This is a genomic window from Pseudothermotoga sp. (assembly GCA_025060105.1).
GTDB lineage: Bacteria > Thermotogota > Thermotogae > Thermotogales > DSM-5069 > Pseudothermotoga_A.
In genome coordinates this window covers 18,289-40,347 of sequence record JANXCS010000006.1, presented here as the reverse complement: position 1 = coordinate 40,347, position 22,059 = coordinate 18,289, and the positions used below count along the sequence as shown (strand labels likewise).

Annotated in this window: 18 protein-coding genes; 6 read left to right on the top strand and 12 right to left on the bottom strand. The window is 45.5% G+C overall.

Annotated features, from left to right (window positions below):
- Nucleotides 1-12: 12 nt before the first annotated feature.
- Entirely contained in the window at nucleotides 13-816 is an 804-nt protein-coding gene (locus tag NZ875_06670) for a flagellin (GenBank protein MCS7175421.1), read from the bottom strand.
- Between the two features lie 82 nt (nucleotides 817-898).
- On the opposite strand from NZ875_06670, the gene NZ875_06665 reads away from it, so the two are divergent.
- Entirely contained in the window at nucleotides 899-2,254 is a 1,356-nt protein-coding gene (locus NZ875_06665; protein ID MCS7175420.1) for an aminopeptidase, read from the top strand.
- 24 nt (nucleotides 2,255-2,278) lie between these two features.
- Here the strand turns inward: NZ875_06665 and NZ875_06660 are convergent, their stop codons facing one another.
- Together NZ875_06660 and NZ875_06655 are read right to left on the bottom strand one after the other, a co-directional pair.
- On the bottom strand, nucleotides 2,279-3,349 hold the full coding sequence (locus NZ875_06660) for a hypothetical protein (protein ID MCS7175419.1): 1,071 nt from the start codon (nucleotides 3,347-3,349) through the stop codon (nucleotides 2,279-2,281).
- Nucleotides 3,350-3,361: 12 nt separating this feature from the next.
- Complete coding sequence (locus NZ875_06655) at nucleotides 3,362-4,279, bottom strand: hypothetical protein (GenBank protein MCS7175418.1); 918 nt, start codon at nucleotides 4,277-4,279, stop codon at nucleotides 3,362-3,364.
- A gap of 203 nt (nucleotides 4,280-4,482) precedes the next feature.
- Here NZ875_06655 and NZ875_06650 point away from each other — a divergent pair, with 203 nt between their 5' ends.
- Entirely contained in the window at nucleotides 4,483-4,842 is a 360-nt protein-coding gene (locus NZ875_06650) for a hypothetical protein (GenBank protein ID MCS7175417.1), read from the top strand.
- Between the two features lie 31 nt (nucleotides 4,843-4,873).
- Here the strand turns inward: NZ875_06650 and NZ875_06645 are convergent, their stop codons facing one another.
- The 6 genes from NZ875_06645 to NZ875_06620 form a co-directional block, all read right to left on the bottom strand.
- Entirely contained in the window at nucleotides 4,874-5,782 is a 909-nt protein-coding gene (locus tag NZ875_06645; protein MCS7175416.1) for a dihydrodipicolinate synthase family protein, read from the bottom strand.
- A 61-nt stretch (nucleotides 5,783-5,843) separates the two neighbouring features.
- Nucleotides 5,844-7,139 (bottom strand): TRAP transporter large permease, encoded by a 1,296-nt coding sequence (locus tag NZ875_06640; protein ID MCS7175415.1) that lies wholly within the window; start codon nucleotides 7,137-7,139, stop codon nucleotides 5,844-5,846.
- Nucleotides 7,130-7,636, bottom strand: coding sequence for a TRAP transporter small permease (locus NZ875_06635; protein MCS7175414.1), 507 nt, complete (start codon nucleotides 7,634-7,636; stop codon nucleotides 7,130-7,132). The genes NZ875_06640 and NZ875_06635 overlap by 10 nt, the downstream gene beginning before the upstream one ends.
- Before the next feature lie 49 nt (nucleotides 7,637-7,685).
- A complete protein-coding gene (locus NZ875_06630; GenBank protein MCS7175413.1) occupies nucleotides 7,686-8,672 on the bottom strand; it encodes a sialic acid TRAP transporter substrate-binding protein SiaP in 987 nt (328 codons plus the stop codon).
- A 27-nt stretch (nucleotides 8,673-8,699) separates the two neighbouring features.
- On the bottom strand, nucleotides 8,700-10,115 hold the full coding sequence (locus NZ875_06625; protein MCS7175412.1) for an L-fucose/L-arabinose isomerase family protein: 1,416 nt from the start codon (nucleotides 10,113-10,115) through the stop codon (nucleotides 8,700-8,702).
- A gap of 212 nt (nucleotides 10,116-10,327) precedes the next feature.
- Nucleotides 10,328-12,280 carry an ABC transporter substrate-binding protein gene (locus NZ875_06620; GenBank protein ID MCS7175411.1) on the bottom strand — a complete coding sequence of 651 codons (1,953 nt, stop codon included), beginning with the start codon at nucleotides 12,278-12,280 and terminating at the stop codon, nucleotides 10,328-10,330.
- A 341-nt stretch (nucleotides 12,281-12,621) separates the two neighbouring features.
- On the opposite strand from NZ875_06620, the gene NZ875_06615 reads away from it, so the two are divergent.
- Nucleotides 12,622-13,629, top strand: a complete 1,008-nt coding sequence (locus tag NZ875_06615; GenBank protein ID MCS7175410.1) for a LacI family transcriptional regulator — start codon at nucleotides 12,622-12,624, stop codon at nucleotides 13,627-13,629.
- A 15-nt stretch (nucleotides 13,630-13,644) separates the two neighbouring features.
- On the opposite strand, the gene NZ875_06610 is transcribed toward NZ875_06615, so the two are convergent.
- Genes NZ875_06610 through dnaK form a run of 3 tightly spaced genes read right to left on the bottom strand, consistent with a single transcriptional unit; the run spans nucleotide 13,645 to nucleotide 18,175 of the window.
- Nucleotides 13,645-15,861 carry an AAA family ATPase gene (locus tag NZ875_06610; GenBank protein MCS7175409.1) on the bottom strand — a complete coding sequence of 739 codons (2,217 nt, stop codon included), beginning with the start codon at nucleotides 15,859-15,861 and terminating at the stop codon, nucleotides 13,645-13,647.
- Between the two features lie 50 nt (nucleotides 15,862-15,911).
- Complete coding sequence (locus NZ875_06605; GenBank protein MCS7175408.1) at nucleotides 15,912-16,358, bottom strand: Hsp20/alpha crystallin family protein; 447 nt, start codon at nucleotides 16,356-16,358, stop codon at nucleotides 15,912-15,914.
- Between the two features lie 41 nt (nucleotides 16,359-16,399).
- Complete coding sequence (gene dnaK / locus NZ875_06600) at nucleotides 16,400-18,175, bottom strand: molecular chaperone DnaK (GenBank protein MCS7175407.1); 1,776 nt, start codon at nucleotides 18,173-18,175, stop codon at nucleotides 16,400-16,402.
- Nucleotides 18,176-18,417: 242 nt separating this feature from the next.
- On the opposite strand from dnaK, the gene NZ875_06595 reads away from it, so the two are divergent.
- The 3 genes from NZ875_06595 (at nucleotide 18,418) to recG (ending at nucleotide 22,057) form a co-directional block, all read left to right on the top strand.
- Complete coding sequence (locus NZ875_06595; GenBank protein ID MCS7175406.1) at nucleotides 18,418-19,050, top strand: MBL fold metallo-hydrolase; 633 nt, start codon at nucleotides 18,418-18,420, stop codon at nucleotides 19,048-19,050.
- Nucleotides 19,051-19,063: 13 nt separating this feature from the next.
- On the top strand, nucleotides 19,064-19,585 hold the full coding sequence (gene hpt / locus NZ875_06590) for a hypoxanthine phosphoribosyltransferase (GenBank protein ID MCS7175405.1): 522 nt from the start codon (nucleotides 19,064-19,066) through the stop codon (nucleotides 19,583-19,585).
- A 129-nt stretch (nucleotides 19,586-19,714) separates the two neighbouring features.
- Nucleotides 19,715-22,057 (top strand): ATP-dependent DNA helicase RecG, encoded by a 2,343-nt coding sequence (gene recG / locus NZ875_06585; protein ID MCS7175404.1) that lies wholly within the window; start codon nucleotides 19,715-19,717, stop codon nucleotides 22,055-22,057.
- Nucleotides 22,058-22,059 lie beyond the last annotated feature (2 nt).

The window sequence follows — 22,059 nt, the reverse complement described above, 5'->3', positions numbered from 1 at the left end:
AGCCGTATCACCTCATTGTAACAGTCTCAGTACAGTTTGCCGAGAAAGGTTTGAGTGAATCATGCTGAGCATTGAAGACTGTCTTAAAAGCTGGATTTTGAAAAATTCCATTGAGCTCCTTGCAAAATCTGTATCAGTGAGTCTGCTGACACCCGAAGCCAAATTGATCATTGTGTTACTCAGTTCACTGGCTGCAGACAACAACCTGTTTGTTGTGGCACCTATGTATGACCTCGTTCTAGAGACACTCTCCGAGGCGGTTTCAACAGCTTCAAGTGCACGTTGGGCGTTTTCAACACTGGAAATATTGGTGTTAGAAAGACCAAGAGTTTCAACATTGATACTGGGAATATTGATACTGAGCTTCTGTCCCTCGTTTGGCCCCATTTGAACGTTGAAATTTTTCACTTCACCAGCGAGAATTCGAATGTTGTTGTACGTCAAGTTCTGGGATGTGGAATTTATCTGCTGAAGTAGCTGTGAATATTCTCTTTGCAGAGCGGTTCTTTCAGCACCTGTCAGTGTCGAGCTGGAAGCCTGCACTGCGAGTTCCCTGAGCCTATTCAAAACTGAGCTGATTGAACCGAGACCCGCCTCGGCTGTCGCGAGCATACCGACAGCGTTGTGAACTTCATACATGGAGCGTTGATAGCCCCCAATTTGTGCCCTTAGCCTCTCAGCGATCACGGAAGATGAGACATCTTGATTGAAAGGAGTCACGGCGCGTGACAACTGGTTGAAAGTGATCGATTGTTGACCAGAAAGCTGTTGGAACTGTCTTATCAACCATGCACCCGTGACATCATTGATCCTCATGATTTTCTCCTCCCACTCACATTTTACCATTCGTTGTAGAATTTGAAATGTTGGAAAAAATATTTAGGAGGTGGAAATCGTGTTGAAATTCACACCAAAGAACGTTTGGCAACTGAGAGACAGAAAACAGATCGAACAGTTCAGCAGACAGTATGCAGATTTCATGAACAGTGCAAGAACTGAAAGAATGGTCATCTCTGAGTTCGAAAAAATGTTAAAAGAAGCTGGGTTCGTGAGCATTGAACGTTTCGATGGATCACAGAACAGTGTTTACTCCATCAATAAAGGAAAATCTCTTGTGGCACTGAAGTTGTTTGGAAAGCTTCAAGATGGTTTGAACCTCGTCGTTGCACACATAGATTCGCCGAGGTTAGATCTCAAACCACAACCGATATTCGAGGAAGAGAACGTTGCTTTGGCGCGTACACATTACTACGGTGGTGTCAAGAAGTACCAGTGGCTCAGTCTGCCTTTGGAACTCCACGGTTTCGTTGTGCGATCCAGCGGGGAGAAAATCGAGATACACCTTGGTCAATGCATTGAAGATCCGGTCTTCGTCATACCCGATCTTTTGCCACATCTCGACAAGGATGATATGCCAACCAGCCAAAAATTCGATGCAGAAAAACTTTCCGTGGTCCTTGGAACGATCCCGCTGGCTGGACAAGAGAAAGAAGCCGTGAAGATGTTCGTGTTGAAGATATTGAAAGAAAGGTACGATATCGAAGAAGAAGATTTTGTGAGTGCGGAATTTCAACTTGTGCCGGCTTTGAAAGCACGAGACGTCGGTTTGGATGAAAGTTTGTTGGGTGCCTACGGTCATGACGATCGAGTCTGCGCTTATACAGCAGTGAGAGCTCTCATCGAAGTCGAAAAACCCACAAGATCGTGTGGTGTGATACTCTTCGATAGAGAAGAGATAGGAAGCGAAGGTAACGCTGCTGCGAAGGCGAGCTTTTATGTCCTGTTCCTCAAAAAGATCCTCAAGATTCAAGGCTGTGACGATACAGCCCTCGCCATAGATGAACTTTTCTCTAAATGTAACGTCATCTCTGCAGACGTTTGTCCAGCGGTTGATCCCATGTTCAAAGAAGTTCACGATGTACAGAACGCTGCCAAACTTGGTTACGGTATCGGATTGGTCAGATACACTGGTAGCAGAGGAAAGTCAGGTTCCAGCGAAGCACACGCTGAATTTGTAGCGAAAGTTAGGAAGATTTTGAATGAAGAAAAGATCGTCTGGCAAATCGCAACGCTCGGTAAAGTGGATCGAGGTGGAGGAGGAACTGTTGCAAAATTCTTGGCAGAAAAAGGTGCTTGTGTGTTGGACATGGGACCTGCCTTGCTGGGAATGCATTCTCCTTTCGAGCTGGTTTCGAAAGCCGATTTGTTCGAAACTTACAGAGCTTACAAGGTGCTTTTAGAAAAGTTGGATTGAAAAGGGGGCCGAAAGGCCCCTCCTTTAAAATTTCACGGAGAAATTCAAATTGTATTTTGGTTCTCCCATGATACCTGCTCGAGGTGCGAATTCAACAACGTACGCCGCGAAAGCGATGTTGAAGAACGGTGCGTTGAGTTTCAAACCCCCAGTGAACCAACCTGCGTGTAAACCAGCATAAAGTTTCAAAAAGCCAAAACTGGATTCCAACCCAAAATTCATCTTTCTGTAGAAAGACTTCTCTTGGCTCAAAAGATCTTCCAACTCAAAGGCAAGTTTTAGAACCTTCAGATCGTAAGAAACTCCGGCCGAGAAAATTTGACTCGCTTGCCCTGTGAGTAAGTTCTTCGAATTGTAGTGGAAAACGGCACCGATGGAAAGATCGTTCCATCTATAGATGGTTCCGACGTTCAGGATGAAAAACGGTGTGTTCACGTAACTGAAAATTTTGGTAGGATCATCCGGGAGTAGAGATTCTAAAGAATTTGGATCCGTTAGATTCACGGTTGCTGGATATTCAGTTCCGGTGGCTGGAATAAAAATACCAGCCATACCGCCACCAACAGAGATACCTATCTTCAAATTACCCGTCAAATTCAAAGAGCCACCGAACAAGCCGAAGTATCCCGCCCACGCACCCAATTCGACTTCACCGATGTTCGTCAACGAAAGATTCCAGAAGATTTCCGACTGGAATGCCCCTAGCCCTCCAAAGTTCATCCAAAACGTTTTCACACCGTAACCACCATAGAAGTTCACACCATAGCTGTGGACACCCTGTACAGCGCTGAGGAACTGGCTGTCAGTGGCGAGCTCTGTTATTCTATCGGGATTTCTCAAGAGCTCGAACAACCTCGGACCTATCGTCACTACGTTGCTCGAAAGGCTCAGATCGAAACCAACAAGCCCACCAGCTTCGAACAAAGCTGGGTTCAAGAGCAAAGCCTCTACGCCTTCTGTTGTGGTGACGTACGTTCCACCCATTGCCAAGCTGTTGAGAGGTTTGAAAAAGCCAGGGAAATTCTCCCACTGATAGGAATAGGTCGTCAGAGAAACCGCCATCAAGAGTGCCAGTAAAAGTTTTTTCACATCCATAGTTCACCACCCCTAAAAGAGAATAAGAACATCGTATATTTTCTGTTTCTGCGAAAGTGTTGCCGAATTTATCGCCGGAAAGCTTGCTTCAATACCTAAAATATCGAAAGCATCTTCTAAAACATTCAACGCCCACACGAATTCATCGCAAGCGAACGAATCGTTGTACAATCCACTAGTTGCTTCTTGAGAAAGTTCAACGATCGAATCTGGATCGTTTATCACGTTTTTCACGAACGCCTCATCAGTCACATTGCCGTCGTTGTCCACATCCAAAAGAAGGTTGAACATGTAACAAATGTCATAGAAAACACAAATCATGGCTGAGAAATTCCTATCTTCGTTGGTGTTCATGGCGATGAAATGATAACCACCAGTGAGTAGCTTGAGAGCATTTCGATTATCAAAAAATTCACTCAGGACAGACACGATGGTCCCAGCGCTAGTCTCAAACTCTCCCCAGAAGTTGGAATTTCCTTTTGGAATTGTTTTTAAACGGGCGTCGAAAATACCGAGTTCCTCCATCAAGTCATACACGTCCTCAGAAAAACTCGCCAAATCTTTCTTTGTCTTACAAGCCACTGCTTCAACCAAAATCCTCACCGCTTCGAGCAAATCTTTTGTCGGAGTAGCCCCTTGCAAAGCTTGTGATAATTGATGAACAACAGAGGTCGATTCGAGTAATCGTTCGAAATCTTCGATTGTCAAGTTCAGGTTCAATTCTCTGTTGATGACAGCTGTGGAGAGTGCTATGGCTGCATCGTAATTTCCCCCAGAGAGTGCCTCCTTTGCTGCTTTGATCTTTTGTTCTGTGGTTCCTGTTGAAAGAAGGTTTCTAAGCTCAAGATTCGAAAACAAGTTGAAAGCGCAAGAACTCAACAACATCAAAACCAGAACTACAAACCAAAGTACGATCAAATTCTTCCTCAACTTTCATCCCCCCCAACTCGTTTTCGGTTACATTCTACCATTTTAAGTTGCTCGTTCGACTCCTCATCCTATCAAAATGAAAGACCCCACATGAACTTAGATTTGTGACTTTGAAAATTGAAAGATTCAAGCGGCGAAGAAAAAATGATAATATAAAGAGCGAAAGGCATGTGAATGAATCGATGATCAGGAGGGATTCAAGGATGGAGAAGGCAATAAAGCTCGGTTCGGCGGACAAATTGACGCGCCTGATCGAAGGGCTTCAGGCGAGAAAAATCAAGATTGAAGGACCTTCTACGGGGAGGGCGGAGGCTCATCGAGATTGGCACGATCTATATGTAGTGCTATCGGGAAGAGCCAAAGTTCAACTCGGTGAACTGACAGGAACGATTGAAGAAATATCGGTCGGCGAACTCAGAGGTAACGAGCTGAAAGTCCAAGAAGAAGTTGAACTTTCAGAAGGAGACATCTTATTGATACCAGCAGGCCTCGGGCACAGGACCATCGTGGATGAACACTACTTACAATGGGTTTTCAAGGTGCCCGCGCATCAGCGAGTGTAGAAAAAATTCAACATCACTGTGAACTGAAAAACTATTTCAAACTGAGCCCGACCTCTTCCAGTACTTTTTCCAAGCGCTCTTTGAAGTTTCGTTCCTGCTCTTCGCTCAACAACTTCAGAGGTGATCGACAACCTCCTATTTTTATGCCACGCCATTTCAGCGCCATCTTCAACATGGGAATACTTGCACCATCTCCCAAAGTGAGAGAAACCTTGGTGAGCTTTTTCTGAGTTTCCCTCGCTGAATTCAAATCTCTCATCTGGAATTGACGGTACAGTTGCACGAAAAATTCTGGAAACACGGCTCCAGGTCCTGAGACACAACCTTTTGCGCCCATTTGAAGAACCGTCAAGAAAGCCCTATCAGAACCAACCACAACTTCGAAGCTTTCAGGTGTGTCGTTGATCAAAGAAAGCACGTGTAACAGATCTTGTGTACTATCTTTGACACCAACGACGTTTGGTCTATCTCTGTGAACGATTGCAGCAATTTCTGCCGTTATCCAGTTGCCCGTCAGGGCGGGAATATTGTAGAGATATATCGGAAAATCTTTCACACCTTCTGTAGCCTCCAGAAAGAAATCTACGATCTCATCGGGACGATATTTATAGTAAAAAGGTGAAACGATCGATGCACCGTCCGCTCCAGCGCTCTTTGCGTGAGATAAGAGTTCTCTGACCTCATCGATTCTCAACGCACCACAATGAGCTATGAGAATGACTCGACCATCAACAGCTTTGATGAAGCTTTCTAGAACCTTCTTTCTCTCCTCCAATTGCAATAGCAAACCTTCTCCGGTGGTACCAAGCGCGAAAATGCCGTTCACACCCTTTTCTACGAGAAAATCAACGTAGTCCTTAATGACACCAAATTCGATTTTCGAACCGTCCTCACTCATCGGTGTCAAAGCCGCAACCGTCACTCCAAAAAGTTTCTTCATACTTTCTCCCCCAGTCCTTCAAGCTTTTGACTACAATGCTTCTCAACTTCCACGCACAACTTCAACCTTTGTATCCGAACAATCTCGGCAAGAAGAGTACCAAATCTGGGAGATAAGTCACTGCGATCAACGCTAAAACCTCCGCCGGTATCCAAAACTTCAACATCTCTTTGAAAACATCTTTGACCGGCGTGTTGCTCATGGCACTGGTAATGAAGGCAGTCTGCGCGTAGGGAGGCGTGTCGAGTCCTATCATGATGTTGAAAACGCTCACAACGCCGAAGTGAACCAAGTCTATGCCAGCAGCTTTCACAACAGGGAGGAGCAAAGGTATCACGACGAGTATAGTTACAGAAGCATCTATGAACATGCCAAGGATGAAGTATAAAACATTGATCACTGCGAGCAGCAGCAACGGTTTGGAGGCTAGACCCATGCCAACCAGTGACTCGGTGAGCTTTATCGCAAGTCTTTCACGCGTGACCACATAACTGACGAGTTGAGCTGCTGCAACCATGATGCTGACATAACCGATATCCTCAGCCGTTTTGATCAGAATCCTGTAAAACTTCTTCCAACCCAACGTACGGTAAATGAAGATACTCGTCACCGTCGCGTACGCAACAACTATCGCTGCCGCTTCTGTGGGTGTGAAAGCTCCTCCGTACATACCCAACAGCAAAATTACTGGGGCCAGCATGGCCGGTAGAGCTGCGACAAAAGACTTAGTGAGCTGTGAAAGTGGAACTTTACCTTCTACAGGATAATTTCTCACCCTTGAAAGGATGTACACCAAAACCATTTCAAACCCAGCGAGTACGAGGCCAGGAATGAAACCAGCTAGAAAAAGATAACCCAACGAAGCGCCGGAGATCATCGAATAGAGAACCATAGGAATGCTCGGAGGAATTATGGGACCTATCGTGGCCGAAGCTGCCGTGACAGCACAAGAGAACGGACCATCGTATCCGGCGTCCATCATAGCTTTGATTTCTATTTTTCCAAGGCCGGCGACATCCGCAAGCTGTGAACCTGTCATGCCAGCGAAGATGACGCTCGCAACGACATTTGCGTACCCCAAAGAACCTCTCAATCTTCCGAAGGCTTTCCTGACGAAATCGAACAGCTTATCGGTAATCTCCGCATCGTTCATGATATTGGCGGCGAGTATGAAGAGCGGAACGGCAATAAGCACTGTTTGGTTTGAAAGTCCTATCACCATCATATCCAACACGTTTGCCAAACTGAGACCTTTGACCATGAGATATACAATACCAGCAGCCAACATGCCGAAGGCGATGGGATAACCTAACGCAAAGCTGGTAGCGAAGATGATCAAGAACATCGTCAACGCCATGTCTTTTCCTCCAATTTGAAAGGTTTATTGAAGATGAGCTCTCTCAAATTTAAAAAGATAAAACGACAATTATCGATTATCATGAGCAACATGGCGATCGGCAAACACAGTGTTAGATAGACCCATGGTATACCGAGCACTTCCGATTTTATAATTCTGTACCATAAAGCCTGCGAAACAATTGGTTTGAGTGAAATAGTTAAGAGTACGCTGAAAAAGCTATCGAAGATGATATCAATGACGATCTGAACCTTTCTTGGGAACTTATTGTAGAGTATGTCGAATTTTATATGGTTTCTGTACCTGTTAGCTAGCGCTGCACCGAGCAACACACTCCATACAAAACTGTAAGAGGATATCTCGAAAGCCTCAGGTGACGGATGACGAAAAACATATCGTAGAAGTACCTGAACGAACATGCTGGAGAAGAGGAGCAAAACACAAACCGCCGGGAGATGTATTTGAAACAAATTCTTGATCTTCTTGAGGATATTCATGTTCACCACCTTTGGAAAACCGCTGGGCGATCTGCCCAGCGGAGAAAATTCACATGTTCTGAATCTTTTCGTACATGCCTGGACCCCAAGATTTATCAAACTCAGGTTGACTGTAAAATTTCTTCGCATTCTCGATGAATGCAGCTTTGTCTGGTACTATGATTTCCATTTTGTATTCATCCACGAAAAGTTTCAACAATTTAGCTTCTTGCTCAAGCACCGTGTAATTCATGAAGGCCCTTGCAACTTCCATTGCTCTCTTGATGTATACTCTATATTCCTCTGGCATGCTCTGCCACAGTTTTTCGTTGATCACCGGACAGACCATGCCGATCTGATGGTCCGTCAAAACTATGTACTTAGTCACCTCAACGAACTTCGCCGCAAGATTCGTGGGTAACGGGTTGTCTTGACCATCGATCGTACCAGTTTTGAGAGCCATGTAGACTTCTCCGAAAGCCATCGGTGTTGGTGTTGCACCCAGAGCTCGTCCCATATCGAGGAACGTTTTGTTGTTCGGCATCCTCAACTTGACACCTTTCAAATCCTCAGGTCTTCTCACTCGACCAACTTTTTCGACCAAGTTGAGTTGCCGTGTTCCAAGATACCAAACATCCAAAACTCTGAGTCCCGTTTTTTGGGCGAGCTTATCGAACATGTCCTGAACCATCTTGCTCGTCATGACTCTGTACATGTGATCGAGATCTTTGAAAACGTAGGCTGCTTCAAACACACCGAACTCCGGCATGGCTCCAAGATCCGCAAACCATGATGGAGCACCATCTCCAGCCATTTCCAAATCTCCCCTCATCACTGCGAGCAAAGCCGTTTTCTGATCGCCGAGTTGACCAGAATGGTAAACCTCAACTTTGATGTTTCCACCGCTGAGTTGCTCAACTATCTCAGAGAACTTCTGCATAGCTAAAACCTGAGGTTGCGTTGGTGCCGCAACCGTGTTGAATCTGAGCACATACTTCGGAGCGGCAACGAGTGTCAGGGCAACGATCAACATCACAACCAACACCAATCTCTTCATGTGTATCCCTCCCCCTCATGAAATCCGTCACACATGGACAGAGAAATCTATGCCCGTTAGCTTACAAAAGTGCACGAGTTCTTCCACATAATCACCGTAAACACCGTGTATATGGTTCGAACTGTAAGTGGACAGAAACTCCTCGACGGAAACTTTGAGTCTAGCGAAAGCATGAGGCCATTCAATTTGAGTGACGCGCGCCTTTTCTTCGTTCCCACATTCTCCGAAATCAAGAAATTCTCCCTTGATGATGTTCATAACATAACGACCATTCTTCCTCGTCAGCCTTGCGAGTGTGACTTCACCCGGTGCCGCGATATGGCGTACTGAGGCACCACCCGCGGGGAAATAAAAGCTTTCTGGATAAAACTCTACCTTCGCGAGGTTCACTGCTGGATCATAAGACCTAGCAGCAAAAAAGGTGGCATGCTGACCAGAATTGCACAGGTCAAAGAAGTTGTCCTCACTGTCATAATGTCGAACGTCTGCGAAGAGGACCGGCTGATTCGAAATGAGCTTGAAGATCTGCATTGTCAAAGCTCCATCTGAATCGGCTTCTGTGGCACACACCAGCGGCTCTTTCGGTCCGTCCCAATCGTACGGATCGTTCAAAAAGGCCTCGGCAACGTCCATCGTCACAAAATGCTCTGTCAATTCAGGCTGGGCCTTCACACCTATGAAATCGAGCTCAAGTTCTTCAGATATTCTTTTGAGAGCGTAATAGCTCTTGATTTGCAATTCGAGTTTTTCCGGTGTGAGCTGTTTTCCATCGTAATGTATTTTCTTCACATGTTTCTCGAGCCATTCTCTAGCACGCTTCGCGTCGGACTCCGATACCTTTTTACTCTTTTCCACGATCTCAAGCTGATCTATGTGTTCCACATCGATACCAAACATTTTGTTCCAAAGGTCTACGTTGGGCACGGCCGTGTACATACCCATGGAACGTCCCCCGAACAAGCCGTAACGTTGACCTTTTAGCAAGTTCCTCGCGGTGGCTGCTCTTACAAAACTCATCACTTTCTTCAGCACATGTGGTTCTCTCACATCACCCCAAACTCTGTGAGTCTGGGTACCATCCTGCTCGAGCGCACCGGCAGCGGCCAACATACCCACCATGCCAGGATACTTAGGATTGACGTTTCCAAACAGCAAGAATGGCCCTGGGGCGAACTTACTTGCGATGACACTGAAGTGCGGAAAGGCCCATACCGCATAATGGAATATAGTCATCTGTGCTCCTTCGTTTCTAATTCTGAGCGCCTCTTCTTTAGCAACGGACGGTTTGTCGACGATCCTCTCAGCTTTCACAACTTCTATTTCTTGAGTGGATTCCAAAGCCTCCACGAGTATCCGTTCAAACTTTTTGTTTATCTCGATGAGCTCTTTACTCACATAATCCCTGCCATCCGAGAAGGTGAGAAGACCGACCTTCCTTTTCATATTAATTCCTCCTTAGTCATTGTGCAACGCATTCGTTTGCTCACATTACAACTACAGTATAATCAGAGAATTTGCGATCTTCAAACTGAGAAAACGAGAACAAAAAAGAGCTTGAGAAAGATTCAGCAAGCAAATCTCGGTGAGCCGGCCTAATAACCAACAAAGCACAAAAAATCCCCGCCTTTCGGCGGGGAAAAGATCATTTTGGTTCGTCATTTCCGTTTAAAGAAGAACTGCATGGGCATGGCGTTCAAAGGTGTAAAGAAAGGTGTTTCCGCGACGAGTTTCTCTGGAACATTCCTGAAATTATTCTTGACAACGAGGGGTGAAGGATCTTCTCCAACTGTTCCTATCATCCATAGATTTTCTCTGTGTATCTTCGTTACCTCTTTCATGAGTTCTTTAATTCTCTGCGGATTCGTTGAGGTCTTAATCTGTTCCCAGATCTGAAGCAGCTTCTTCACTTCCGCCGGGGGTTCTTTAGCGTTTGCGGGAGGAGTCTCTCCTTTCAAGTAAGCGTTGATCCAATCCATCCAACCTATGTACCAAGAAGTTGCATACTGAGAACCTCCGGGGATGATCATCATTGGGTCGGCGAGTGGTTGAGCAGCCCTGTCAAGTAGCCACACTTGTGCGTCAAAATAATGCGCACTCAATCTGCTTTCATACAACGATCTCTCCAAATTCTCTATCTCGACCCAAACACCGATCTTTTTCCAATGCTCCTTGACGGTTGTCCAAATGTCTACGTGAGGTTGACCAACCACTTGAATCGTGAATCTGAGTGGCCTACCATCTGTCAACAAGCGATACTCACGCTTTGCATCCCATTTGAGTCCCATTTCATCGAGTAATTTGTTCGCACGTTCTGGATCATACTCCGCATAAGCTTTCTCCCACTCCGGATCGAAATATCCAGAACCACTGACGAAGGAAGCTTGTCTTGGTTCTGCAAGACCATTGTAGAATATCTCGTTGATCTCTTGCCTGTTGATCGCGAGTGAGAGCGCCCTTCTGAACCTGACATCGTTGAACACCTTTCCAAGTTCAGGATCTTGCGGGTCAGAAACGTTGAGCATCAACTGACTCACAGAACCATTTGCGTTCGACCAGAGCAAAACTCTGTAATCTCCCTTCTTTTCATTCTCTTTCAGGATCGGATAGTTCGCCAGTCCTGCACCAAGCAGGCCTATGTGCCTCCACTGGAAGTCCAACTCACCGGATATTGCCTTGAGAAGGATAACCTCGTTGTCAGTTATGTACTCGTTCCTTATATAGTCTATGTACGGCAGTTGGTTTCCAGCGATGTCAACGGCCCAGAAATATGGGTTTCTTTCCAAAATGAAGAACTGACCAGAAGGATCGTTGACCGGCTTCCAGGTCAGTATCGTTGGGAGTTCTGAGTTTTTCAAAAAGTCATTCCTATCGTTGAAAAGATCAACCCATGTTTTGTGTGTACCTGGCACCATTTTTTTCTCGATTTCCGACATCGGGGTGAAATCAGGATGGAACTGCGATAGATAATGTTTCGGTGCACAGAAAGTCCCTCTGGCAAGTTCCATCATGAAGAGCGGATAAGGCTGAGCGAAATCAAACCTCACGGTGTAATCATCGATCTTGGTCACTTTGACAGGTTGACCGCCTATTCTGTACCACGTTGGCTTGGATGGAGTTAGATCGTTGTTGCCAACAATTTTTTCCACATAGAAAACGACATCATCCGCTGTGAACGGGTGACCATCAGACCACTTCATACCTTTTCTGAGGTAGAAGATGTAAGTCTTTCCACCTTCGAGTATGTCCCACTTCTTGGCTATACCGGGTAAGAACTCTGCTCCTTCTTTGTCCCAGAAGACAAAATGGGCAGCCATTATTCTGTAAAGTCCCCATCTGTCTGCAAGGCCCTTCCAAGCCCTCCTCCAAGTTCCGCCGTACTGCCCAACTTCCTCCTCGGGCACGATCACGAGTGGTTCTTCCGGGAGCCTTTGTTCAACGGGTGGTAACTTTCCTTGCTTCACAAGTTCTGCGAGCATAGGTGATTCGCTGTACTTCACGATCTCTTTTCCAGTTGCTTTTCGATAATCCTGAGGTGTTGCGTAAGCGGTCCAAGCAAAGCTCAATGCAGCGAAAACTATGACGAAAACGATGAACAGAACCTTCTTCACAACAATCCCCCCATTCATGAGAAATGGATGAAATGAAACCTACAGACAATATGAATTTCTTCCAGCAAGTTATTATACCTCCATCAACGTCAAAAATGTCAAGAGTTCAAAACCTTCTTTTTAGAACAAAAATGTCTTGGAAACTTGAAGAATCAGGTTTCAGTTGCACAATTTTTGCGAAATCTCGTTCTTTCATCTTCGTGCTTTACATAACATGACATTTCAAACTGTGACGTTTTAAATTTCACCGAGTTCGTTCTTCCTGATTCGGAAATCGATGTTCAATTATTTGTTGAACGATATAGAATAGACTTGAACGCAGATACAGAGGTGAGAATGCTTTGAAGATAACTCTCAAGCAGATTGCGGCAGAACTCGGTGTCAATGTTTCCACCGTTTCGAGAGCTTTGAATGGGAAACCCGGAGTAAGCGAAGAGTTACGTGAAAAGATCATAGAATTTGCCAGGAATAAGGGATACCTCCCAGATTTGGCAGCCGTGGGGTTGAGAAAGGGAAAAACAAAAATAGTGGGAGTCCTCATACCCGACGTAGCCAATCCCTTTTTTGCACAAATATTGCGTGGAATGGAGAAAGTGTTCTACCCATTAGGCTATCATGTACTGCTTTGTTCAACGGACGAAAACTCTGAAAAGGAAGAGGAAAACCTTCGCACGCTTCTAAGCCAGCGAGTTGAAGGCATTCTGGCCGCACCCGTTGATTCCGGTGGAAACAGATCGATCTATAGAAAAATCGTCGAGTACGGTATTCCCTTGGTTTTCTTTGACCGTATCGTACCAGGTCTTGAAGTGAGTTACGTGATAACAGACAACGAAGGTGGGATAGCTGAGCTAGTCCGCTATGTACACAAAAAAGGTCATAGAAAGGTCGGCATCATAACGCTCAGATCACGTTCTTATACAGGTAAGATGAGGCTCTCTGGAGCATTGAAAGCATGTGATGAGCTTGGAATATTGGTGAAAGAAGAATGGATTCTTGACGGTGGTTCCACACAAGAGGGTGCATACCAGTCAGTGAAGAAACTTTTCCAACTGGAAGACAGGCCAACGGCATTGATAATTTGCAACAATCTCATGATGCTGGGTGTGATGAAAGCACTCAAAGAATTGGGTGTAAAAGTTCCGGAAGATATCTCCATCGTTTCATTCGATGATTCCTATTGGAATGAGATATTCGATCCTCCAATCACATGTGTCGCGCAGGAACCCGAACAAATGGGTTTGATCGCAGCGACGATGATGATGGATCTGTTGTTGCACGGTTCAAAATCCAGCAAAACCATCTTGAAAGCTCATTTCATTGAAAGAAATTCCGTAAAACAAATTGAATGAGGGGCCGATCGCCCCTCATTTTCTAAAGATTAGACCGTATTCGTCGGCATCGATCGTGATCGTCTCACCTTCTGCAAACTCCCCGGATATGATTTTGTCTGCAAGGACTGTCTCCACTTCATTGTCTATGATCCTCCTCAAAGGTCTTGCGCCCATAGCTGGTAAATAGCCTCTGTTGGCGAGATATTCTTTGGCCGAATCGGTGAACACGACACTTCTCTTTTGTTCCCTAATCCTTTCTTCAACTTTTCTGAGTTGTAATTCCACGATTCTTTTCATGTGCTCAAAGCTGAGTGGTTTGAAAATTATTGCCGCATCTATTCTGTTTATGAATTCGGGTTTGAAGTGTTTCCTCATCTCTTCCTCTATCAGAGGTGTGAGATCCGTGATACCTTCTTCGAGTGCATCCAAAATTTGTTGACTCGCTATGTTGCTGGTCATTATGATGATCGTGTTCCTGAAATCCACCGTGTTACCTTTTCCATCGGTGAGCCTACCGTCGTCGAAAACTTGTAAAAGCACGTTGAAAACCTCTTGATGCGCTTTCTCTATTTCGTCAAGCAAGATGACGCTGTATGGCCTTCTACGCACTGCTTCGGTGAGTTGACCACCTTCTTCGTAACCAACGTAACCTGGAGGTGCCCCGATCAATCTACTTACAGAATGCTTTTCTGTGTACTCACTCATATCGATCCTTATGAGTGCGTCCTCTGTCCCGAAGAGCACCTCTGCGAGAGCTTTAGCCAGTTCTGTTTTACCCACACCCGTTGGACCTAAGAACAGAAAAACACCAGACGGTCTTTTTGGATCCTTCAGACCAGCACGAGCTTTTCTGATCGTTCTGGCAACCGTCAAAACAGCATCATCTTGGTCAACGATCCTTTTGTGTAACAATTCTTCCAAACGCATGAGCTTTTCACGTTCAGATTGCATCATTCTTGAAACCGGTATACCAGTCCAAGATTCAACAACTTTCGCTATGTCGTTCTCATCGACAACCTTGCCATTCGCCAACAATCTCTTCTCTGATGCGGCTTCGTCTATCAAATCGATCGCTTTATCCGGTAGGAATCTGTCGGTGATGTATCTCGCGGAAAGCCTTGAAGCAGCGATTAAGGCTTCATCCGTTATGGTTACACCGTGATGCTTTTCGAATTCCTTTTTTATGCCTTTCAGAATTTCTATCGTCTCTTCAACGTTCGGTTCATTCACCAAGATTGGTTGGAACCTGCGCGCGAGCGCTTTGTCCTTTTCAACGTATTTGCGGTATTCGTTGATCGTCGTGGCACCTATCACCTGCATTTCACCGCGTGCTAGCTCTGGTTTGAGTAAGTTTGCCGCGTCCACGGCACCCTCTGCAGCTCCTGCACCCACGACGGTGTGTAGTTCATCTATGAAAAGAATGTACTGTGACGCGTTCTTTTTGAGAGCATCGATGAGTCTCTTCATCCTTTCTTCGAACTCTCCTCGGAATTTCGTACCAGCAATGATCCTTCCCATATCGAGCTTGAGGATCTTCCTGTTCTTCAAAAAACTGGGTACGTCACCTTTAATTATTCTCTGAGCGAGGCCCTCGACGATGGCTGTTTTTCCAACTCCCGGATCGCCTATGAGAACGGGGTTGTTCTTGAACTTCCTTCCAAGGATCTGTATCACTCTGAGGATCTCCTTTTCCCTACCTACCACGGGGAGAAGTTTTCCTTCCTTCGCCATGTGCGTTAGATCTTCCGTGAACTTGAAAAGCACATCCACGTTTTCGTCTTCCACAGTTTTGCCACTCGTCCTCAAATCCCTTATAGCTTCGTAAACCTTGTCTGGTGTCACACCGTATCTAGTCAAAAGCCTGTACGTCATAGAGCTCGGTGAGAGTATCATCCCGAGCAAAAGGTGATCTGTGCCAACCTTTTCATCCCCCATCCTTCGAGCTTCCCTTTTCGCTTCCTCCAAAACATGTCTTGCATCCGGTGTGATGTAAACCTGTGAGAGTTGCCCATGAGGATTGTGTGAGCGCATACCATACTTGCTCACAAAAGAGGTAGTTTCATCGCGAAGTGCATCTATGTTGACACCTATCTTTCTCAAAATGTCCACGGCAGCGTTCTCACCGTCTTCGAGTATGGCGAGCAGAATGTGTTCAGAAGACATTTGATTTTGAGAATATCTGTTCAATATATCCTGAACTGCCCCGAGGACCCTTTGTGCACTTTCTGTGTAATCTTTAAAGTCTATCATCGTTTCACCTCCCTTAAATTCGAAGGGGCGGTTCCTCCGCCCCTTCGAATTCATTCAACCTCAACGTCGACGATCTTGACTTTCTTTTCCTCACGCTTCGGTATCGTGATGGTCAAGACCCCGTTTTCGTACTTTGCTTTGATTTTTTCTGCATCCACATAGTCTGGTAGAGCCAAACATCTTTCAAACTTGCCATAGGATCTTTCATATACTCTGTAGTTTCTATCTTTCTTCTCGCGTTCAAGCTTTTTCTCACCGGAGATCTTCAAGACGTTGTCTTCAACTTTCACCGTGATGTCTTTTCTTTCCATTCCAGGAACTTCAGCTTCGATGACTATTTCTTTGTCTGTTTCATACACGTCTATATCCGGTGTAAAGGTGTAAACATCAAACCTCTTCCTGATGGTTGGTGTGAAGAAGTCTTCGAAGAGTCTGTCGATCTCCCTTTGCAGTTCCCTGAATGGTTTGAAGAAATCTTCGCGTCTTTCGAGCAACATACACATCCCTCCTTCCACAAGTCAAAGTTTTATTGAATTCTTCATTGTGCACCGGGTTGTTCCTTTCGAACGCTTTCGTACAGATACTGGCCTATCTTCATACTTTCGCGCTGGAGATCGTCGAAGAGGATCTTGACTTTAGTTATGTCATCACGGTTGATGGCTTCTCTCAAGTCCCTGACGAGGTTTTCAAGTCTGTCCTTCAAGTCCTGTGGTAGCTTACTGCCATGCTCTCTGAGTGTCTTACTCACGCTGTAGGCGAGATCGTCTGCTCTGTTTTTGAGCTCGACCTCCTCACGTTTCCTTCTATCTTGCTCCTCGTATTTCTGTGCCTCCTCAACCATTTTCCTGATCTCGTCTTCCCTCAGCTTGTGCCTACCCGTCACAACCATGGACTGTTCCTTGTTGGATGCGAGATCTTTGGCTGAAACGTGCACTATACCGTCACTGTCTATATCGAACGTTACTTCTATCTGTGGAACACCTCTGGGTGCCGGTGGAATGTCCACCAACCTGAAACTACCCAAGAAGATATTGTCACGCGCCATGGCTCTTTCACCTTGATAGACTCTGATTTCGACTTCCGTTTGGAAATCCTCTGCGGTGGTGAAGATTTTGCTCTTTCTAACGGGTATGGTCGTGTTTCGAGGTATGATGGGTTCCATTAGGCCTCCTTTAACTTCGATACCGAGCGTCAACGGTGTAACGTCCACAAGGACTATGTCCTTTTCTTTGGCACTACCGGCGAGTATCGCTGCCTGTATGGCGGCACCGATCGCAACTGCCTCGTCTGGGTTCACGCTCTTGTTTGGTTCTTTGCCGAATATTTCATAGATCAATCTCTGCACCATTGGAGTCCTCGTCATCCCGCCGACGAGGATGACTTCATCTATATCCCTCGGTGATAGCTTCGCATCACTCAGGGCTCTTTCAATTGGTCCCCTGGTCATCTCGACCAGATCTTTCACGAGTGATTCATACAGAGCTCTGGTGAGCTTGGCTTCCAAGTGCAATGGTCCAGAGCTCGTCGCAGCTATGTACGGCAAGCTTATATCAGTCTCAAGCTTCGTTGAAAGTTCTATCTTCGCTTTCTCGGCAGCGTCTCTGAGTCTCTGGAGTGCTTGTTTGTCTTCCCTGAGATCTATCCTATGATGTTTCTTGAAATCCTCCGCGAGCCAATCGATGATTCTTTGGTCGAAATCATCACCACCTAAGTGGTTGTTCCCGCTCGTAGCGATGACTTGAATGACACCTTCACTGATTTCGAGGATGGAAACGTCGAAAGTTCCACCGCCCAGGTCGTAGACGAGTACTCTCTGTTCCTTTTTCTTGTCGAGACCGTAAGCCAGTGCTGCAGCGGTTGGTTCGTTGATTATCCTCAGCACTTCAAAACCAGCTATCTGACCTGCTTCTTTTGTGGCTTGTCTCTGAGCATCGTTAAAATAAGCAGGACAAGTGATGACGGCTTTCCTGATCCTTCCGCCCAAGTACTGCTCAGCATCCTTCTTCATCTTCATGAGGATGAATGCACTGATCTGCTGCGGTGTGTATTCTTTGTCATCTATCCTGACTTTGTAGTCCGATCCCATCTTGCGCTTGATGGATTTGATGGTCCTCTCTGCGTTGAGGATCATCTGTCTCTTGGCTGGTTCCCCGACGAGTATCTCACCGGTCTTGGTGAACGCAACGATGGAAGGTGTGAGTCTGCTACCCTCTGCGTTCGGTATAACTTCTATGGAACCATCTGGTTTCATCCAAGCTATCACAGAGTTTGTAGTCCCAAGGTCGATACCCACAACGAATTCTCTATCGCTCATTTTTTCACCTCCTGAATCGTTTCCAATCTCATTATATGGAGTGTTGAGTGGCTTGTCAAGAGTCCTTTTTAAAATTTGGTATCATCATTTATGCTCATAGAATCTTAATTTTATTGCTAATAATATTTTTGCATATAAAATGTATAGCACTCGTTTCAATTAATTGCTACTAAACCGAAAAAATTCGTCTCTAAGGATGTATCCAACGCCTCTTGATATAATTCAAATGAGGGGGGAAAGTTGTGAAGATCACTTGGTTCGGGCACGCATGTTTTCTCATCGACAGTCAAGGCGTTCGCATTTTGATGGACCCATTCGACAGTTCTGTGGGTTACAAGGTTCCAAACGTTTCGGTCGACGTTGTTACTGAGAGCCACCAACATTTCGATCACAACGCGCACCATTTACTTAGGGGAGATTTTCAGTTGATCAAGGAAGCTGGAGAGTACACCATCAAGAACGTGAAAATCAGAGGTATAAAGACCTTTCACGATGAAGCTGGAGGTGTTAAGAGGGGCGTAAACATCGTTTTCGTGATTGAATTTTCAGATTTCAGAGTGGCACACCTTGGTGATCTTGGACACACTTTGAATCAGCAACAAGTTCAACAGATAGGTCAGCTAGACGTGCTGCTGATTCCAGTTGGAGGTACCTTCACTGTGGGACCGGAGGAAGCCAAGAAGATAGTTGAACAATTACAACCTCACGTTGCGATCCCGATGCATTACAAGACGAAATACATAAAGTTCGACCTCAGACCTGTGGAAGACTTTTTGAAGTTCTTCACGAACGTTAAGAAATTCTCTGAAAGTACTATTGAGCTTGGAGAAGAGGTAAAATCTCAACGAATAGCAATTTACGTTCCTTCAATTTGAAAGGAGGCTGGCTGTGGCTATAGAAGTTCTGCTCGACGAGAAAACGATCAAAGAGAGGATCAAACAATTGTCGAAAGAGATCGAGGAGTACTACAAAGGTAAAACTGACACGTTGCATGCCATATGCGTACTCAAAGGTTCAATACACTTCTTCAGTGAGCTCGTGTTGAATCTCAACATGAATGTGAACTATTCTTTCGTACACGTATCGAGTTACGCCGGGACAGAATCTTCCGGGAGGATCAGGGTTAAATCGTGGGTGGACGAACCACTCCAAGGTAAGTATGTACTCGTGGTGGAAGACATTGTGGATACCGGAAACACGCTGAGGTACATTTTGAACTATCTAAGGAAGTATAAACCAGCCGATTTGAAAATCGTGGCTCTCATAGAAAAGGAAAAATACCAGCACGGTATTCCTATAGATTTCGTTGGCTTCAGAGTACAAGACGTTTTCTTGATAGGTTACGGTCTAGACTACGACGAGAAGTACAGGAATCTTCCATACATAGGTTATTTGAAGCCAGAATCATGAAGCGAGCCTTCATGATTGTTGCGAGCCTCATTGTGGCTTTAATCGTTTTTGTGCTACTCATCTGCCTTGAGCAAATCATCAGGGTAAGAATGGGTATGATTCACACCAACAAGGAAGGCGTTTCTATTTATGCGCCCCATTCTCGTTGAAGAATTCTTCAAAGACCTCGAAGAGAACATCTTCAACGTTCTTAACGGAAGGACCTCTTCCCGTGAATTGCTCGAATGGGTTCAAGAACACCGCGAGCTCATTCAAGATCCTCTATTAGAGGATACATTCGCTCGTGAGAGATTAGAACAATTGATCGACTATCTTGAACCGATAACAGAGTTCTCGAAGGAACGCATCGTGAAACGTTTGATGAACGCGCTGGGCATGATCGAAAGGTACAAATCTTGGCATTTCCTTGCAAAGCCAGATCCATCTCAAGCGAAACAACTTTCTTCAGAGATAAAGTATGCGCGCGGTGTCGGCCCCAAGAGAGAAAAGCTGTTACAAAAGCTTGGTATCAACACGTTGGAGGATTTGATCTTCTATTTTCCCAGAGAGTATGAAGATCGCCGAAGGGTCCTATCCTTGAAAGATGTACTCGTTGGAGAAAAGGTCACAACCAAAGGCAAAATCATGAGCGTTGAGATGAAAGACCTATCTGGCATGAAAGTCTTGGCTGCCGTACTTGCTGATGGTATTCATCACCTGATTTTAAAATGGTTCAATCAAGATTTCCTCTACAGACAACTTCAAGCGCTGAAAGGCAAAGAAGTGTACGTCACAGGCGTGGTTAAAAAAGGCATGTTCGGCGGACTTGAGATCGTCAATCCCGAAGTAGAAATCGCTGAGGAAACAGTTTCGTTAGAAATTTTTCCTATCTATCCGCTCACCGAAGGCATACGACAGAAGGAATTACGCAGAATTTTACGACAAAACATTCACTGCGTTGTGAACGTCCAGGATGACTTGCCGAGCGAACTTGTAGAAAAGAGAAAACTGATAGATCTAAGCACGGCTCTGTATGGAATGCATTTTCCCAAAACGATGTACCAACTCGAAAAATCCAGAGAAAGACTCGCTTACGAAGAATTGCTTTTTTTGCAGCTGGCAATGCTTTTGTCAAGACGCACCCTCGAATCGATCGGAGGCATAGCAAAAAAGGTTGAAGGAAAGTTAGCTCAGGAATTCCTCAGAAAACTTCCTTTCGAACTGACCAATGCTCAAAAAAAAGCACACCAAGAGATCAGGGAAGATCTACGTTCACCACGTCCAATGAGCAGATTACTCCAAGGCGACGTTGGCTGTGGCAAAACGGTGGTCGCACAATTGGCGATCATAGACAATTTTGAGGCAGGCTTTCAAGCCGCCGTGATGGCACCAACTTCAATCTTGGCAACCCAGCATTACAGGAGAATGGCTCCCATGTTCGAAAGCCTTGGAATCAAAACGGCTCTCTTACTCGGCGATATGAGCAAAGCCGAAAAAGAAAGGATCAAGAAACTCCTCAAAAGCGGTCAACTGTCGGTGGTTATAGGCACTCACACCCTCATACAGGAAGACGTCGAATTCGACAGACTCGGACTCGTCATCATAGATGAACAGCATCGTTTTGGTGTGAGACAGAGGGAAGCTCTGATAAGCAAAGGAGCCGCTGTGGACACGCTCGTCATGACAGCAACTCCAATACCCAGAACCCTTGCACTCGCCGTTTACGGTGATCTGGACTTGACAATCATAGACGAAATGCCACCAGGCAGGAAAGATGTGAAAACGATTTTGGTCAGTGTAACGAAGATCGATCAAGTGTTCGAGTTCGTTAGAAAAGAAGTCAGCACAGGAGACCAAGCGTTCATAGTGTATCCCCTCATAGAAGAATCAGACAAACTACAGGTGAAAGCAGCCACGCAGATGTACGAAAAACTGTCTCAAGAAGTCTTCAAAGACTTGCGAGTCGGACTCTTGCATGGAAGGATGAGCCAACAGGAAAAAGACATGGTGATGGAGAGATTCGCGCTTGGAGATTTCGATATACTCGTATCTACGACCGTCATCGAGGTAGGCATAGACATACCGAATGCAACGATCATGGTCGTGGAGAATCCCGAGAGGTTTGGTTTGGCACAGCTCCACCAACTGCGTGGAAGGATTGGCAGGGGGGGCAAGCAAGGATACTGTTTCTTGGTGGTTGGCAACATCGATGAAGAAGCGATGGAAAGACTCAGATATTTCGCAACTACAAAAAACGGCTTTGAGGTCGCCGAGTACGACATGAAACTGAGGGGACCTGGAGAAATACTCGGCCTACGTCAACATGGTTTACCAGACTTGAGGGTGGCCGACTTGGTGAGGGACAAACATCTCCTTTTAAAAGCGAGAGAAGACGCAGAACTTGTAATTAAAGAATTCGAAAGATTCAAAAATCTCATCGACAAAGTTGAAAGGATGTACGGTGAAAGATTGAAGCTGGTGAAAGTTGGATAGAA

What these genes read in the sequence shown, in the direction of transcription:
- recG (MCS7175404.1), top strand. Translation starts at nt 19,715, where the DNA reads ATGCGCCCCATTCTCGTTGAAGAATTCTTCAAAGACCTCGAAGAGAAC.
- NZ875_06640 (MCS7175415.1), bottom strand. Translation starts at nt 7,139, where the DNA reads ATGGCGTTGACGATGTTCTTGATCATCTTCGCTACCAGCTTTGCGTTA.
- NZ875_06660 (MCS7175419.1), bottom strand. Translation starts at nt 3,349, where the DNA reads ATGGATGTGAAAAAACTTTTACTGGCACTCTTGATGGCGGTTTCTCTG.
- NZ875_06630 (MCS7175413.1), bottom strand. Translation starts at nt 8,672, where the DNA reads ATGAAGAGATTGGTGTTGGTTGTGATGTTGATCGTTGCCCTGACACTC.
- NZ875_06650 (MCS7175417.1), top strand. Translation starts at nt 4,483, where the DNA reads ATGGAGAAGGCAATAAAGCTCGGTTCGGCGGACAAATTGACGCGCCTG.
- NZ875_06605 (MCS7175408.1), bottom strand. Translation starts at nt 16,358, where the DNA reads ATGTTGCTCGAAAGACGCGAAGATTTCTTCAAACCATTCAGGGAACTG.
- NZ875_06670 (MCS7175421.1), bottom strand. Translation starts at nt 816, where the DNA reads ATGAGGATCAATGATGTCACGGGTGCATGGTTGATAAGACAGTTCCAA.
- NZ875_06625 (MCS7175412.1), bottom strand. Translation starts at nt 10,115, where the DNA reads ATGAAAAGGAAGGTCGGTCTTCTCACCTTCTCGGATGGCAGGGATTAT.
- NZ875_06645 (MCS7175416.1), bottom strand. Translation starts at nt 5,782, where the DNA reads ATGAAGAAACTTTTTGGAGTGACGGTTGCGGCTTTGACACCGATGAGT.
- NZ875_06610 (MCS7175409.1), bottom strand. Translation starts at nt 15,861, where the DNA reads ATGATAGACTTTAAAGATTACACAGAAAGTGCACAAAGGGTCCTCGGG.
- NZ875_06635 (MCS7175414.1), bottom strand. Translation starts at nt 7,636, where the DNA reads ATGAATATCCTCAAGAAGATCAAGAATTTGTTTCAAATACATCTCCCG.
- dnaK (MCS7175407.1), bottom strand. Translation starts at nt 18,175, where the DNA reads ATGAGCGATAGAGAATTCGTTGTGGGTATCGACCTTGGGACTACAAAC.